This is a genomic window from Halobacteroides halobius DSM 5150 (assembly GCF_000328625.1).
Taxonomy (GTDB): Bacteria; Bacillota; Halanaerobiia; order Halobacteroidales; family Halobacteroidaceae; genus Halobacteroides; species Halobacteroides halobius.
On sequence record NC_019978.1, the window covers coordinates 1,452,966 to 1,469,199 of the forward strand.

Sequence of the window (16,234 nt, forward strand, 5' to 3'; positions counted from 1 at the left end):
TTTTTTGTTAATTGCAAATTAAAGCAATTTAGAAATTTTATCTTTAAGCTCAACACACTCTGGGCCAATCATTACCTGAACTCCTCCCCCCATCTTGACAACACCAACAGCTCCTAACTCTTCTAACCACTCATCATCAACTTTAGAATCATCAACAAGTGATAATCTTAAGCGTGTAACACAAGCATCAACATCTTCAATATTTTCAATACCACCTAATGCTGTAATAAAAGCCTGAGTTCTATCATCTACTTTTATATCTTTTTTATTATCAACTTCTGTTTCTAATACTCTCTCTTCTGTTATTACCTCTATATCTTCCTCTTTTTCAGCCCGACCTGGCGTTTTAAAATCAAATAATGGAATTGTTATATAAAAGACTACAAAATATAATACTCCAATAATTGGCCCTACTATTAACCAAAACTCCAATTGATTTTCAGCATTACTAATCCCTAAAACATAATCAATAATACTAGCAGAAAAGGTATATCCTAGTCTGATTTCAAAAAATTTAGTTAATAATCCAGACAAAAATGCTCCAAATATATGAAATATATATAATAAAGGAGCAATAAAAATAAATGAAAATTCAATTGGCTCTGTAATCCCTGTTAAAACAGAAGTTAACGCTGCAGTAGTCATTGCTCCTGCTACTGCCTTTTTATTACTAGGTTTGGCCCTTAAGTACATGGCTAAGCAAGCTGCTGGCAGACCAAATAACATTAATGGAAATTCACTGGCCATAAAGTAACCAGCAGTTGGATCACCAGCAAAATACCTAGCCGTATCACCTCTTAAAACTTCACCAGCTTCTGTAGTGAATCTCCCAAATTCATAAAGAAAAGGTGGATAATAGACATGATGCAAACCAACTGGTATTAAAGCTCTTTTTCCTGCTGCATAAAAGGCTGGTCCTAGTGGAGATTTCATAACAAATCTAGCAAATTGGTTAATAAATATTTGAACTGGAGGCCAGATAAAAGATAATATAACTGCTGCTAACAAAGAAGCTATTGCAGTTATAATTGGTACTAAACGCTTGCCAGCAAAAAAACCTAAGTATGGTGGTAATTCTGTTTCATGAAAATTAGTATATAATTTAGCTGCTATAACTCCAATTATAATTCCACCAAAAACCCCAGTATTAATCTCTGTAATATGGTTAGAATGTCTCTCTATAATGCCAATAAACTTAGCCATTGTATCTAAACTATTAGTATATACTAAATAGCCAACTCCTGCTGCTAAAGCGGCTATAGCTTCACTAGTAAATCCAATTGCTACTCCTAAAGCAAATATAAGCGGTAAATTCTCAAAGACTGCCATTCCACTTTCAAATAATAATTCACCTATCTTTGAGATAATACCACTCTGTCCTGCTAATAATCTACCTATAGCAACTAAAATACCAGCTGCTGGAAGTACCGATACAGGAATCATCAATGCCTTACCAACCTTTTGTAGTTTTTTAAAGATCTTCATTAGTAGATTATCCTCCTTTATAACGCTAATTAAAAATCCCACCTCAAAAGAAGTGGGATAATTACTTTATTCTCCAAAACCATCTTCAATTAAATCTACTAAAGCTTGTACAGCTTCTTCTTCATCACTACCTTCGGCTTTAATAGTTACCTCAGTGCTTTGATTAACTCCTAGACTCATAATCCCCATAATACTCTTAGCACTAACCTCTTTATCATCTTTTACAATAAATACTTCAGAATCAAAATTATTTGCTTCTTGAACAATCATAGAAGCAGGTCTAGCATGAATTCCTGTCTCGTTGTTAACCATTACTACAGATTTTTTCATGATCAATTCACTCCTTAGTACTTAATAATTGATTAAATAGTAACTGTTAAAATCTCATCTTGGCCAGCAGTTATATCTGTTACATTGGCTAGTTCAATATCTTCAATATCATCCATATTAGTAATTAAAATAGGCGTCACTACCGCAGTAGCATTCTCACTAATATAGTCTATATCAAATTTAATTAATTCATCTCCAGGCTTTACTTTTGCGCCTTCATCAATTAATCTTTCAAATCCTTCTCCATTTAGCTCAACTGTATTAATTCCAATATGCATTAATAATTCTACACCTTCTGGTGTTTCAATTCCTACAGCATGCTTAGTAGGAAATACCTGCTTAACTGTCCCTGCTACAGGAGCTACTAATTTTCCTTTGGCTGGTTTAATAGCTAAACCGTCCCCAACAACCTTATTAGCAAATACATCATCAGGTACTTCCGATAAATCTACCACCTCTCCTGTTAGGGGTGCTTTTAATGTAATTTCTTTAGTACTATTCCCAAAAAGATTAAACATATAATTCACTTCCTCCTCTACTTATTATCTTATAAAATTATTTTTCAACAATAATAATTTTATAGTATTGCTAACTAAAAATCAAGGTATAATAAACTAATCGAGCAAAACTTTACTAATAAAAAGACAGGCCAAATGGCCTGTCTTTTTATCTATCTACATTAATTTCTTGATTTTATCTTTAAGTGCATCAGATTTTGGCCCAAAGATAGCTTGTACACTACCTCCACCTGGTTTCATTACACCAGAAGCACCTAATTCTTTAAGTTTAGCTTCATCAACTTTAGAATCATCTACAAGAGCTAATCTTAATCTTGTAATACAGGCATCAATATCTTCAATATTCTCTGCTCCACCTAAGGCTTCTAAAATCTGAGCTGGTTTACTATCTCCATTATCTTGGTCAGATGGATTAGCACTTACTACTGAAGCAGCACCTCCATCAAATTCTCCTTCTTCACGACCTGGAGTCTTTAGATCCCACTTTCTAATGGCAAATCTAAATCCAAAGTAATAAAGGAATGCATATCCAATACCAACTATTATTACCCACCACCAAGCAGTCATACCTGGCATCACACCAAAGGTAATAAAGTCAATAACTCCACCAGAGAAAGTCATTCCAATTCTTACTCCTAACATATTCATTAACATAAATGATAAACCAGCAAATAAACAGTGAATCACATATAATATTGGAGCTACAAATAAGAAAGAAAACTCAATCGGTTCTGTAATCCCCGTTAAAAATGAAGTCAAAGCGGCTGAGAATAAGATACCACCAACAACCTTCTTTTTACTTTCTTTTGCTTCATGATACATAGCAAGAGCAGCAGCCGGTAGTCCAAACATCATAAATGGAAACTTACCAGTCATAAACTTACCTGCACCTTGATAATTAGCAGTACTGAAATCTTTTACTCCATCTTGTAACATCTTCATAAAGATTGTTTGGTCTCCATGAACTACATTTCCTGCCTCAGTTACATATTTACCAAACTCAAACCAGAATGGAGAATAGAAAATGTGATGTAATCCAAATGGAATTAAAGCTCGTTCAAATACACCAAATATAAAAGTAGAAATATTAGTATTAGTTTCATTAGCTAAATATGATAATGCTGCTAATCCTTCTTGGAACGGTTGCCAAACTGTTGGCATAATTAAACCTACTAAAAATGCTACAACAGCAGTGATAATAGGCACAAATCTCTTACCAGCAAAGAATCCTAAAAAATCTGGTAATTCAATATCATAAAATCTATTATACATTGTTGCTGCTATTACACCAGCAATAAGTCCACCAAATACTCCAGTAGCCAGGGTTGGAATACCTAACACTTCTGCATAAGCTGGGCTTTCAGCTACCATCTTTGAAGTTACACCAGCAACTTGGCCCATAGTTTTATTCATAATTAAGAATGCCACTACTGATGCTAGACCAGCTACCCCTGCACCTCCAGCTAATCCAATTGCAGAACCTACTGCAAATAATAATGCTAAGTTTGAGAAAATAACTCCACCTGCTTGGGACATCATCGGTAATCCTAACTTAGTACCAAAAGCTAACAGTAATCCTGCGGCTGGCAAAATCGCTACAGGTGTCATTAATGCTTTACCTATCTTCTGTAATTTTTTAAATGCTTGCATATTATAAATCCTCCTTATGATTTTTTATTATTTTACCTTTAGAGAAGGATTCTTATTAATATTATAATCTTCTATCCTTAAATATTTTTACTTAAAATCAAATTCAGAATCTTCAGAAAAATTAATACTGATCAGTATTAAAAAATTATGCTTTATAAAGCTCTTATAATAAAAAAGAGCTAGAAGAAGACATAAATTCCTTGTATACAGGAAATGTATATCTTCTCCTAGCTCATGCCTGCTTAACCAGTAACACGCTAGTTAAAGGTTAGATTCAATTTTGATTTCAATTATATTATACATGTTAGTTACTCATTTGTCAACACATTTATCTGTTTTTTTATTATGTTCGACAAAATTAATCAATCTTAATTGTTAAAACTTCCTCTTGCCCAGCAGTTATTTCTTTAGTATCTACTGCTTCAACTGATTCAACCTCATCCATATTAGTAATTAAAATAGGAGTCACTATTGCAGTAGCATTCTCACTGATATAGTCTATATCAAATTTAATTAATTCATCTCCAGGCTTAACTTTTGTGCCCTCATCAATTAATTTTTCAAATCCTTCTCCATTTAACTCAACTGTATTGATTCCAATATGCATTAATAGTTCAACTCCCTCAGACGTTTCCATTCCTACAGCGTGCTTAGTAGGAAATACCTGCTTAACTACCCCTTCAACAGGTGCTACTAATTTCCCTTCTGATGGTTTAATAGCTATTCCATCTCCAACAACCTTGTTAGCAAATACATCATCAGGTACTTCAGATAAATCTACCACCTCTCCTGTTAGTGGTGCAACTAAAGTTATCTCTTTACTTTTACTACCAAACAGATTAAACATATACTAGCTACCTCCCATAATTTAGTTTATTATTTTAAATTAGATCTTTTCTTAATCTCTGTAAGTGCATTGCTAAATACCCAATTTCATCCTCTGGGACTTGATATTCAAATTTATCTTCTATTAACTGTGTTAATTTAGCTGCCAATTGATAAGACCCTTTAAAATTATTTTTGATATCATCTAAAAAAGGATTTTTATTTACCTCATCCTGTTCTATCCTTTCTAAAGCAAATCTTAAGTGAGTTACTAACCTTGCATAATTTAAGCTTTCATAAGAGATTTCAATATCTAACTCTTCTTTAACACGCTCAACCATACTTTTAATTAAGGAAGTATACTCCACTGTCTTAGTCATCCCTCTATTTTCTCTAGCACCATGAATATGCAAAGTAATAAAACCAATTTCACCTTCAGGAATAGAAATATTAGTTCTATCTTTAATTATCTTAGCGGCTTTTTGGGCTAGTTTATACTCTTCATTATACAAAGTCTTGATTTCATGTAAGAAGGGATTAGTAATTTTAGCTCCATCTTTAATTCTCTTTAAAGCAAAACAAATATGGTCAGCCAAAGCAATGTGAATATGCTTGTCTAACTCTTCTTCTATCTGAGATGATACCATTGCTATAATCTCTTCGGTTAAACCAATTACTTCTTCATCAACTTCAGCCACTAATTGCTGATATGTTTCTTTCTTTTCTTTATCAGCTGGTACAAACTCTTTTTCAACTTCAACTTCAGCTTTTGAAATAATATCTCCTTCACTTTTAGAAAATCCTAGTCCTCTTCCTACAAGAACAACTTCTTCATGTTTATTATTAGCTTTTTTTGTTGCTAATATGACATTATTATTAAAAACTTTCTTCACTAAATATTGATAATCTTCTTTTCCAAGCTTGGCCATTCGAATCTTCCTCCTATTTTGATGCAAATTCTGACCATAATCGATTAATTAATAAAAAGCTAGAAAAAAATATAAATATACCACTCCCTAAAATGATATACCCATATTTTCCCCTAGCTAATGCCTGATAATTCAGTAACACGCTAGATAAATATTTATCATCACATGCACATTATAATAACTAATGTAATTAATGTCAAGGGAGATAAAAAATAAGATATACAATTTTAAGCGGGGAATATTCCCCGCTTAAAATTATAGACCTAACTTTTTACTAATCACTTTAGCTGTAATCTTACTTATCTTTTTTTCAAAATTTCCTAATTGTTTTTTAGTTGAAGATAGTATTACAGCACCTAAAATATCTCCTTGTTTAACTACTGGAGTAACTAATAATGAACCTAAGTTTTCTTCTTTAGTCCGAAAATCAACACATAAATCTTCATCTTGAGCATTATTGATTACTCTTGTTTTTCTTGACTTAATTATATCTTTGACCTTAGAACCTAATACATGACCAGAGTAATCTTTTAGTTGAGAAGAAGTCTCTAATATCTTATCAGTATCAGAAATAATAACTTTACAATCTGTTGTTTCTTCTAATGTATCTATATAGCTTTTTAAATTCCCAAGTTCTTTTACGGGACTATACTTTTTTAAAACAACCGTATCATCTTTATCAACAAATATTTCTAATGTATTCCCATTATCAATTTTCATTTTAGTTCTAATTTCTTTAGGAATTACTACTCTACCTAAATTATCAATTTTACGTACAATTCCTGTTGCTCTCATTATTACCCCTCCTAGCTTTTTATATAGTATATTACTTTAGTCTTAATTTTATTCTAATTTTGGTTTTCAATCTAAAATATTATCTAATTATTCACTTTTTTCTATTCTTGCAAAATTTATAATTTTAATTTATTGTATTTTATTTTTAAACATAAATAATAATAAGAAATGACGATAATAATCAAAGGAGTTGATAGAATATGAGTTGCCATACTAAAAATGACAATTCGATTAAACAATTTGTTAATCAAGAAATATCAATTCAAGAATACATCCAATCCTTATTTAGTTTAGCTAGAGAACGTGATGATTATTATCAATAATTTAATATAGATAAAATAATAGGGCCTTAAGGCCCTATTATTTTAAATTCTTCTGTTCTCTTCTACTTGAGCATCTAATAACTCTTTATCAATAGTAGAATGTTCTGGCTTAAGATCAATTAATCCTTCATCGGCTAAAATTTGACTTACTTCAGCTAGGCTATCTCTTTTATTAGCTGGTAACTGATTAATAAAATCTCTAACCTCTTGTTCGGAAGCTCTATACTCAAATTTTACTCCTCCATACTTTAAAAAATGATCAACATTACCCCTCATAATATTCCTCCCTCGTATAAGTTAAATTAGCTCTCTTAGATATCACTTTCACCAATCTCTTGTTCATATTCAATATAATATTTAAGATTATTAACTAGTCCTGCTATTAACTTTTTATCATCTGCTCTTTCTAATGTGTGATCATTACTTATTTCCTCAACATAAGGAATCTCATTATTTTCTAAACTAGGGACTATTATTTCACTTCTTACCTCATTATAAAGATCTGGATATTTCTTTAATTCAGTAATTAATTCCTCTTTAAATTTCACTTTTTAGACCCCGATTTATATTATGACCAAAATAAATTGATATTATAAAAAAAGACCTACTTAATAAAAAGTAGGCCATTTATTCATATTAGTTTTTAGGTTTTCTGATAATTATAACGCCTATTTTGCCTTTAACTTCAGGAGGCTGATTAATAATTATCATACCTTCTTGATTAGTAATATTAAAGTGATTGACTCCTAGTACATTAATTTCTTTTTTATTTAATTTTGGTAACTGTTGTAAGTCAAATTTAGAATAATTATAAATTAGATTCTTAATTTCTTCTATACTATCAGCTAAATTTGTAGTTACCCAATTTAAATAAATCTTATCAAAATCTCTAGCAGTATACTTTTCAATTACCTTCATTGGAGCTTGAGAACTAGTTATAATCTCCTTTATAATCTTTGCATCATATTGCTCTATTAAATAGTTAACAAATAAAGAAGCTCCTCCCATAAAAGGTATACTACCATCTTGAACTAATAAATTAACCTGCGTGGTATTATTTAAATAACCATACTTTTTACTATATACCCAACCATTCCCTTTATTTTTTGACCAACCTTTCTTTTCAGGATTGATATAACCTAATAATTGAGGTGCCAACTGGGCCAAGCCTTGATTAATCCAAGCATCATTGGCAACTCGCCCTGCTTTAGCTTTAGCTGCAAAGAAAACCATATGTTGATATTGGTGAGCAGCAGCTGTTAACAGAGTATTCTTTGCTCTATCAGCATTTAAATAAAACATAGGCAATTCATTTCCTAAATTAGAGTATAAGTCGGCTGGATCAAAATATCCTGTTCGATAATAATTATCAAAGTTACTTAGTAAAACTACCACTTTACCTTTTATATCCTGTCCTGTAATCTGAGGATATATTTTTCTATCAAATTCTGCTACAAGAGTATCAATTTTTTCTTGCTTAACTTCTGTCTTATTATCTACAAAAACATAAATATGTTCTCCTACTGCTTCTAAAGTAGCAGTTATATCTTCTTTTTTAACCTTATTTGGTACTGTAAATTGCTTAGTTTGACCTAAAGAATAATCTAATTTAGAAATTGCAAAATTAGCTCCATACTTCTTAACTAATTTATTTCCTTTTTTTCTAACTTCATAGATTTTCTCCTTAGGTAAGTTGGCCCAATCTAAATAGGTTAAAGCCATTATAGCTTCTTCATCTTTAGCTAGATTTTCAATTACAATTTTTTGCTGCTTATCTTGACTACTAATTAAATACTGGTGAACTCTACCACCTTTTAGAGATATATTTTTACTAATTTTATCTTGATCTAAGTTGATTGTCTTGGCCCAAGATTCATATCCTGATCTAGAGATACTAACTTTATACTTTCCAGTAGCTAAATCAGAAAATAAAACTGTTGAACCTTTCTTTTGCTTGATGTCATCTCCTTGTTTAATAACAACTTTAGCAGCAAGTTTATTATTATTAACGTCAGTTATATTGAAACTTAAATCTCCTTGGCTAATCTGTTCAGACTTAATCTTTACTTCTTTCTTCTCTAAAGTTATTGGAAGTAATATATCAGCATCCTTAATTACCACATCTTTTTTTACATTATTATATCCTTCTTTTATAACCTGGATAGAATATTTAGTAGATTCTAAATCTTTAGCTTTAAATTCACCATTTCGACTCATACCTTTAATTAATGTGTTACTATCATTTGTAACTACTACTTTAGCATCTAATTTATTACCTTTTTCATCTTTAATCTCAACCTGTAAATCAAACTGTTCTTCCACCTTTAAAGTTATTGGAAGAGTTATATCATTATTTTTAACTACTATATTTACTTTCTCTGTTTTATAACCTTCTTTAGTAATTCTTACTGGATACTCTCCTGGAGCTATATTTTTAACTTGTAACAATCCATTCGTAACTTTTTTTGTTATTTCATTACCCTCTTTAATTAGTGTTGCTTGGGCATTTATCTTCTCTCCCTGCTCATTTTTCACCTTAATAGTCACATTAGATAATTGTTTTTTATTACATCCTACAAAAATTAACATACCAACTAACAAAAGTATTCCTAAAATTAACCGACTATTCCGTTTCTTATTCATCTAATCCCTCCTTAAATATATTATTATTCCTTATTAACTAATATTAGATACTTATTACTCTTTTTCCTTCATTATAAGAAAAAAATTATGTTTGAGGGGAGATAGGGGTATTCTGCATTCCCCCATCTACAAATTTAAATAGACCTATCATAATTAGAATAGATTTAATAGATCATCATCTATCATTTGAGATAAGTCATTTTCTATCTCTTCCCGACCAATTTTATAGCTATTATTAACTGTATTTTCAAATAAATCATCAAATAAAGATTTAATCATTAACATCTCTAAACTATTAAATCCTTTATTATCTAATTCAGCCTCTTTAAATCTATCTATCATATCATAAGCCACTTGAAGACAATAATCTCCATCAACCAACCCTTGCATTCTTTCTTTATCACTAAGATTCATTTTATCCCCCCTCAAACTTATTATTTGTAAAAAGAATAATATTATTAATAGAATAGAAAAGAGCTGCTAAAATAAAATCAGCTCCATTCTTATCTTATATTTCATCATTATAAATTTCATCAATTGCTGTATTTACTATTGCTCTTGCTTCTCTAAATGAACTTTTATACTTTATTTTCATTTTTTCTAAATGCTTAGCTCCATTTTCAGTTATTTTATAATACCGAATAGACCTTTTATCAGGTTCATCCCACCATGCTTTTAGATAACCTTCTTCTTCCATTTCCCTTAATAATGGATAGACCATTCCTCGAGATGGTTTCCAGCGTGTACCCATCTGTTCATTGATTGTATCTAAAATTTTCTGCCCATACATCTTACCAAATTTGTTAGTTAAATGCAAAATATAGATTGAAGTAAAAGCAGTAGTACTAATTTTAGCTGGAAATTGTCTATTTAGTTTTCCTTTATAATCAGCCATGTTATCCCTCCAATAATTTTTAAAATTTAAACCCTATTTAATGATATTAGATAGTTCTATGTAAAATCCTTCCTAAAGAAATTATAAATCATACTGTAATCATTTACTTATTATAAAGTACTAATCTCTTGAACAAACTATAAAAAAGAAAGGAGGAATTTAATATGGGAATGACAGAAGGGTCAGAAAAATATGAAGAGATAGATAATACTCATAAAGATAATCCAGCAGATCCTGCTAATGACTTAGCTAGTAGTAAAGAATTTGTTGAACAAGTACTAGGGGCCAAGCAATACCAAGATGAAACTCCTAAAGGATATCCAGACGGCCATAGTATGCCAGCTTTATTTGGTTGGATTACCCAAGAGTATCAAAGGGAAGTATCTAAAGAATTAGTTGATATGGGTAAAAATATGGAATCAAAAAATAAATCTAAGAAATAACTTCTAATAACTAAAGAATAGATCAGATTATCTGATCTATTCTTTTTATAAGTATTTACTTATTTGCCTATCTTTATGCACATATAACCATTAATTTATCTAGTCTTTTGGAAAATATAACTTCTTTTATATTCTACTATATAATCTTGACCTTACTTCTGATATTTTAAGAAAAAGTTATTCTAATTTATTTCCTGCTCAATATTACTAATTAGTTTCTTATAGCGGTCAAAAATTCCTTCTTCTAAGCAATAACAGACCCTTGGCCCGTCTATTCTTCCTTTTATCCAACCAGATTTCTTAAGTATTTTTAAATGTTGCGAAACAGTAGATTGTGAAATAGGTAATTGATCGACAATACTACTTACCATACAATGATTATCAGCAGGTAAATCAGCCAAAATTTGAATTATTTTAATCCGATGAGGATGCCCTAATGCTTTAGATAATTGCGCAAAATTTTCTTGCCAAGTCGTATTAGTTTGTTGTGACATTATATCTCCCTTCTATTATTTACTGTGGCTTTTGAGCAGTAATATAAGCAGAAAAAATGAAGCTCTCGGTATTAATTTCAGATGACCAGTCTTTAACAATTTCTTTACTATTATCTTTTTTTATAATTTTAATATTTTCTAAATCAGTTTTTTCTAATATTTTTCTTAATTTTTCAAGCGATAAAGCACCAGCAATACAACTACTATAATTCCCTATATTATTTTTTACCTCTTCTGGAAATTCATCTTTCCTTAATACATCTGAAATAGCCAATGTCCCTCCAGGTTTCAATACTCTCGAAATCTCATTAAATACAGCTTCTTTATCAACCGATAAATTAATTACGCAATTAGAAATTACAACATCAACTGAATTATCTGCTACTGGAAGATGTTCAATTTCTCCTAATCGAAAATCAACATGTGTAAAATCATTCTTTTTAGCATTTTTTCTAGCTTTATTAATCATTTCTGGAGTCATATCTACCCCAATAACTCTTCCCTTTGAACCAACTTCTCGAGCAGCAAGAAATACATCAAAACCAGCTCCACAACCCAAATCAAGTACTGTCTGTCCTTGATTTAGATTTGCTATAGCTTTAGGATTCCCACAACCAAGACCTTGATTAGCTTCAATAAAATCTGATTCTAAATCTTCTTTAAAATAGCCCAACTTCTCACCAACTTTAATTACATCTAAATTATCAGAATTCTCACTACAACATCCACCACTATTACAACAACCTGTATTTTCCCCTTTAGCTACTTGAGAATAATTCTTCATTATTTCTTCTCTAATTTCATCTTTAGAATCAACCATTTTTTATCCCTCCAAATTTAGAATAACATATTAATCGTTAATCGTCAATGAACGATTATGTAAGTTTGTTTTTTAGTCAAAATTACCTTGTTGAATAATTAACTTAATAAATTTATTATGAATAAATCAAATAATATACCTAAAATATATCCTTATCATTCATCAACTTTAACTAATTTGATTTTTTCAGGAGTTTCTCCAATTGGACAAATTCTAGCACATATTTCACAACTATGGGCAACATTTAATTGTTCTTGTCTTTCTTTACATCTTTGACTATTAAAACTATTTTGAATTATAGCATTCACTGGACAAGCTTTAATACATTTTCCACAGTGAATACATACTTCATCTATAAAAGTCTCCTGGCTACTATTTATTTTGGTATCAGTTAATAAAACTCTCAAGTGAACCCAAGGTCCCCACTCATTATGCAAAAATAAAAAATTATCTCCTATCTCTCCTATTCTCGTTTTCATAGCAAGCTTTTTAAACCTTATCCCACTAACTCCTGGATAAGGAATTATTTTAGAATTATAACCTTCCAATTCAATAAAATTCTTGATTTCTTTTATAATATCTTTAGTATGTAAATCAGCTATAGATGTGCAATTTCCTCTTTCAGATTTCATTCGACTCCATATCCATTCACGAGAATCTCTAATGTGATGACCTAAAACAATAATTGATTTAACAGAAGGTAAAAATTCTTCTAAAGATCTTTTTTCATTTTTATAGCATTTATTAATATCTATTTTAGCAACAGTACAACATTTGGGAATTAACTTTTTAATTTCTGCTAAATTCAATATTAGCTCCCCCCCTTAATTTAAATATTATAATACAAATTTTTTATAAATATGTGTCTAATTAATTAGGATAATTTTAGAGTCATATAATTTAAAACATGGATTGTCAATAGACTCCAATACTTAGACATTGCTATTCTACTACAAAGTTTTGACTTTTATGACGGGACTTGCATCCGCTGGACATACAACATCCCTGGGCTTAGCACAGCTTGTTTCTATTTTTTCACCACCCAAAATCTGCATTCTGTTGAAAACTCCTTAACCTTTTGGTCCTCCTCAAATAAATCAGCTCTATAAAAATCTTCTACAAGTTCCCAGTTGGTTTCATCTAAACACTCTAATACCTCTTCTCTATTTGGAAAATGAATAAATAAATCTCTGTTTTTATTTTCTGATTCTATAATTTTATCTCCATATTCATATAATCTTGTATCTTGTTTCCCTGCTTTCCATAATTTCTTTTCTTTTTCCCAAACCTCTTTGAATTTTTCATTACTTTTTCTATCATGAGTTGTAAATATAAAAATTCCATTTTCTTTTAATACTCTTCTGATCTCCTTTAGAGCTTTAATTCTATTCTCTTTTTTAGGAATTTGCATTATTCCATTAAATGAAAATAAAGCATAATCAAAAAAACAATCGTCAAACTTTAAATTAGTTGCATCTCCTACGACAAAATCAATATTTGTCTCATCTTTTTTATTTATTTTTCTAGCTTCTTCTATCATCTCAAAAGTTAAGTCCAACCCTACAATATTAGTATAGCCCATTTCATATAAGTTAAATGTTGTTCGTCCCGCTCCACATCCAATATCCAAAATGGATTTTTCCTTCTCAAAATACTTATCAAAAATATATTTTTCTGACTTCCATAAACCAATATTTTTAGTAGCCTCACTATAATTAGTCCCTGCTTTTTTAAAAGATTCTCTTACAAAAGCTTTAGTAACTTTCTCCACCTCTTTTCCTCCTCAAAGACCTACTCTATTAAATTCTCTAGACATTTTATTATATAAGCTTTCTCAGCTTATTTCTCTATCAAAGGAAAACCCTAAACCAGTAAGTAATTTCTTTACTTTAGTATTCTGCGGTTCTACATTTATAAAAAGGTTTTCCCCTATTTTAAAACTTAAATTTTTCCAAGCTTTCTCCTAGTCTTTTTATAACCTATTTAATTTCCCCATTTTAACTTTCTCGGTTCTCAACCCTTTTCTATTTAAATTTATTATTTTAATATAAACAAAGTAATCAAACTCAGAATATAATAAATAAAATTAACTTATAGCTTACTTGAAAGGAAGTGATTCTAACAATGGAGAAACAAACTTCTTCCCGGGAACCTAAAACTTGTCCACCCGGATTTCAAAGTCGTTATACTGTCCAACCTGGCGATACTATGTATTTTATTGCTCAAACTTTTGACACTACCCTAAACCAATTAATTGAAGCTAATCCCCATATAGAAGATCCAGATAGAATTTTTCCTGGAGATGTATTATGTATTCCCGGTGCCCCCTCTGTTCCACTGCCTTGTAGTATAGTCCTGGAGCCAAATTCACAGTTAGCAGAACAAGCAATTGGAGTAGCTCTAGCTAGACAAGTTAATCCTACTAGAAGAGCAGTAACTATTTCCGCAACCAATTTACCAGCCCCATCTGATTTTGGGGATTTTGATACCTACGAAGGACTGATCACTATAAGATTTGTCGGCAGCTTTGGATTTAGACTTTATCCAACTCCTGAACTCCCCGACCAACCAGTAACCTGGAGTAATACTTTAATTTTTCCCTTATTACGAGGCTTCCCTGTATTTCCAGCTGATACAAGGATTTTAGTTAGACCTGTAAATTCACAGACAGGAGTTTCAGGCAGAAAAAGCATTTTAGAGAATACATTAAGAGACTGCTTGTAATAACAAAAAATAACAGCTATTCTAATTAAACTTCAAATACTGTAAAAAAACCTGCTTTATCTAAAAGTATGATATAATCACTAAGACGATTCATTTTTTATCAACCCCTTTGATTTTATAGAATTTATACTTGGTGGAGTGTCTATCCATTTAATCAAAGGAGTTCTTATTTTGCCAGGATAAATTTTGATACAAGGCTAGTAACTTTAAATCTTTATTTGCAATTTTTAAACTTCTTACCCTTTATTCTTGGTCCCCCGAAAGAATACAATACTATATCTAATTAACAATTTTCAATGGGTTTCCGATTTCATCTTTCGCATAACATTCCTAGTGTTTGCGACGTAGGCATGCCTAGCCATCTACAGTTACATTATTTGCAGAAGGATTGGTACAGTATCCAACCTAACCCTGCAACCGCAAAAGATGTGACAAAGCCTATATTCACCAAGGTCCCCCAATTTTTGATGCACACAAACACTATGTTTCATGAAGTTCCCTATCCCAAGGATACAATTTATGTTATTACCTCATCTAAGCCAAAATTAATTTTTACGGTAAATATCTACTAGGAAACTCTTTTCTTGCTTGCTTTGTCCATTTTTTAATAAACTTTGTTTTTGCCTTAGTATATCCATCTCTATTATGCTCATATTGCTTTTTTAATTTTTGTTTTAATTCTCCATATTTATTAGCAACTTCTTCATAAATCATAAGATAATCCCTAAAATATAATTCATCCCAATTTCCTAAAAACCGGACATGAAGATGAAATACCTTTTTAGCAAATCCTTCTGGTGTATACCCTTTATTAAATGACATTTTTAAATCTGGTTGCTTTTCAAACGACATAAGTCTCCATCCGGAATTTTCTAGTCTTAATTTTAAATTATCAATATCAGTATTACAATCGACCTCTAATAAAATAAGTAATCCAAAAGACTTTTAACTTAGATAGCCTAAGATATAAATTATTCCTATTATTTCAAAGGCTGGTCGCACTTTCAGATGTAGAGTCGAAGCTGGTGCTTTAATTTAGATTGACATTTATTTAGATTAAATTCCCAAACTCCGCCTCTGCAAACCGTACGCTTCTCCCGTAAACGGCTTTCCTATTAACTTCATCTTAAATCCTATAAGTATTTACATCTTAAATTTAAGATGTATTCTCCTTCTCAAGTCTTGTAAATTAATGGATGCTTTTATCATTTCACCCTTACCTGCTGTATTGTTGGAGAGATTATTAAATAGTAGGGTTCCTTTGCTATATGAAGTTATATTTACTTCATAATCTTAGCTACTACAAACCCGTCCGCCACCCTCTTCTTTTCCAATTCTTCACCCAGACGTTAAAGGTTCG

At 30.7% G+C, this 16,234-nt stretch carries 20 protein-coding genes; 3 read left to right on the top strand and 17 right to left on the bottom strand.

Annotation, left to right across the window (positions count from 1 at the left end; translation table 11 throughout):
- Window positions 1–18: 18 nt before the first annotated feature.
- From HALHA_RS07135 to HALHA_RS07165, 7 genes are all read right to left on the bottom strand, one after another.
- Complete coding sequence (locus HALHA_RS07135; protein ID WP_015327120.1) at window positions 19–1,485, bottom strand: PTS transporter subunit EIIC; 1,467 nt, start codon at window positions 1,483–1,485, stop codon at window positions 19–21.
- 66 nt (window positions 1,486–1,551) lie between these two features.
- Window positions 1,552–1,815, bottom strand: coding sequence for an HPr family phosphocarrier protein (locus HALHA_RS07140; protein WP_015327121.1), 264 nt, complete (start codon window positions 1,813–1,815; stop codon window positions 1,552–1,554).
- A gap of 32 nt (window positions 1,816–1,847) precedes the next feature.
- On the bottom strand, window positions 1,848–2,333 hold the full coding sequence (locus HALHA_RS07145; RefSeq protein WP_015327122.1) for a PTS sugar transporter subunit IIA: 486 nt from the start codon (window positions 2,331–2,333) through the stop codon (window positions 1,848–1,850).
- Window positions 2,334–2,489: 156 nt separating this feature from the next.
- Window positions 2,490–3,983, bottom strand: coding sequence for a glucose-specific PTS transporter subunit IIBC (ptsG, locus tag HALHA_RS07150; RefSeq protein WP_015327123.1), 1,494 nt, complete (start codon window positions 3,981–3,983; stop codon window positions 2,490–2,492).
- A gap of 358 nt (window positions 3,984–4,341) precedes the next feature.
- Window positions 4,342–4,830 (bottom strand): PTS sugar transporter subunit IIA, encoded by a 489-nt coding sequence (locus tag HALHA_RS07155; RefSeq protein ID WP_015327124.1) that lies wholly within the window; start codon window positions 4,828–4,830, stop codon window positions 4,342–4,344.
- A 34-nt stretch (window positions 4,831–4,864) separates the two neighbouring features.
- Window positions 4,865–5,737 (bottom strand): glucose PTS transporter transcription antiterminator GlcT, encoded by an 873-nt coding sequence (glcT, locus tag HALHA_RS07160; RefSeq protein WP_015327125.1) that lies wholly within the window; start codon window positions 5,735–5,737, stop codon window positions 4,865–4,867.
- Between the two features lie 255 nt (window positions 5,738–5,992).
- Window positions 5,993–6,532, bottom strand: coding sequence for a stage V sporulation T C-terminal domain-containing protein (locus HALHA_RS07165; RefSeq protein WP_015327126.1), 540 nt, complete (start codon window positions 6,530–6,532; stop codon window positions 5,993–5,995).
- Between the two features lie 200 nt (window positions 6,533–6,732).
- Here HALHA_RS07165 and HALHA_RS13840 point away from each other — a divergent pair, with 200 nt between their 5' ends.
- A complete protein-coding gene (locus HALHA_RS13840) occupies window positions 6,733–6,855 on the top strand; it encodes a hypothetical protein (protein ID WP_015327127.1) in 123 nt (40 codons plus the stop codon).
- 42 nt (window positions 6,856–6,897) lie between these two features.
- Here the strand turns inward: HALHA_RS13840 and HALHA_RS07170 are convergent, their stop codons facing one another.
- The 5 genes from HALHA_RS07170 to HALHA_RS07190 all read right to left on the bottom strand — a co-directional run bounded on the left by HALHA_RS07170 (window position 6,898) and on the right by HALHA_RS07190 (window position 10,393).
- Entirely contained in the window at window positions 6,898–7,131 is a 234-nt protein-coding gene (locus HALHA_RS07170) for a hypothetical protein (protein WP_015327128.1), read from the bottom strand.
- A 35-nt stretch (window positions 7,132–7,166) separates the two neighbouring features.
- Entirely contained in the window at window positions 7,167–7,403 is a 237-nt protein-coding gene (locus HALHA_RS07175) for a hypothetical protein (protein ID WP_015327129.1), read from the bottom strand.
- An 88-nt stretch (window positions 7,404–7,491) separates the two neighbouring features.
- A complete protein-coding gene (locus HALHA_RS07180; RefSeq protein ID WP_015327130.1) occupies window positions 7,492–9,498 on the bottom strand; it encodes an MSCRAMM family protein in 2,007 nt (668 codons plus the stop codon).
- Between the two features lie 153 nt (window positions 9,499–9,651).
- Entirely contained in the window at window positions 9,652–9,912 is a 261-nt protein-coding gene (locus HALHA_RS07185) for a hypothetical protein (protein WP_015327131.1), read from the bottom strand.
- Between the two features lie 94 nt (window positions 9,913–10,006).
- Window positions 10,007–10,393, bottom strand: a complete 387-nt coding sequence (locus HALHA_RS07190) for a PadR family transcriptional regulator (RefSeq protein WP_015327132.1) — start codon at window positions 10,391–10,393, stop codon at window positions 10,007–10,009.
- Between the two features lie 164 nt (window positions 10,394–10,557).
- On the opposite strand from HALHA_RS07190, the gene HALHA_RS07195 reads away from it, so the two are divergent.
- A complete protein-coding gene (locus HALHA_RS07195) occupies window positions 10,558–10,836 on the top strand; it encodes a hypothetical protein (RefSeq protein ID WP_015327133.1) in 279 nt (92 codons plus the stop codon).
- A gap of 182 nt (window positions 10,837–11,018) precedes the next feature.
- Here HALHA_RS07195 and HALHA_RS07200 read toward each other — a convergent pair whose 3' ends face one another.
- The 4 genes from HALHA_RS07200 to HALHA_RS07215 all read right to left on the bottom strand — a co-directional run bounded on the left by HALHA_RS07200 (window position 11,019) and on the right by HALHA_RS07215 (window position 13,921).
- Window positions 11,019–11,330, bottom strand: coding sequence for an ArsR/SmtB family transcription factor (locus HALHA_RS07200; RefSeq protein WP_015327134.1), 312 nt, complete (start codon window positions 11,328–11,330; stop codon window positions 11,019–11,021).
- A 19-nt stretch (window positions 11,331–11,349) separates the two neighbouring features.
- Window positions 11,350–12,150 (bottom strand): arsenite methyltransferase, encoded by an 801-nt coding sequence (gene arsM, locus HALHA_RS07205; RefSeq protein WP_015327135.1) that lies wholly within the window; start codon window positions 12,148–12,150, stop codon window positions 11,350–11,352.
- 155 nt (window positions 12,151–12,305) lie between these two features.
- On the bottom strand, window positions 12,306–12,959 hold the full coding sequence (locus HALHA_RS07210; protein WP_015327136.1) for a 4Fe-4S binding protein: 654 nt from the start codon (window positions 12,957–12,959) through the stop codon (window positions 12,306–12,308).
- 218 nt (window positions 12,960–13,177) lie between these two features.
- Window positions 13,178–13,921: a class I SAM-dependent methyltransferase gene (locus tag HALHA_RS07215; RefSeq protein ID WP_015327137.1), complete on the bottom strand. Its 744-nt coding sequence runs from the start codon at window positions 13,919–13,921 to the stop codon at window positions 13,178–13,180.
- A gap of 353 nt (window positions 13,922–14,274) precedes the next feature.
- On the opposite strand from HALHA_RS07215, the gene HALHA_RS13030 reads away from it, so the two are divergent.
- The gene (locus HALHA_RS13030) at window positions 14,275–14,874 is read left to right on the top strand and encodes a LysM peptidoglycan-binding domain-containing protein (RefSeq protein ID WP_015327138.1); all 600 of its coding nucleotides are present in this window, start codon (window positions 14,275–14,277) and stop codon (window positions 14,872–14,874) included.
- A 552-nt stretch (window positions 14,875–15,426) separates the two neighbouring features.
- On the opposite strand, the gene HALHA_RS07230 is transcribed toward HALHA_RS13030, so the two are convergent.
- On the bottom strand, window positions 15,427–15,801 hold the full coding sequence (locus HALHA_RS07230) for a GrpB family protein (RefSeq protein ID WP_281098781.1): 375 nt from the start codon (window positions 15,799–15,801) through the stop codon (window positions 15,427–15,429).
- Window positions 15,802–16,234 lie beyond the last annotated feature (433 nt).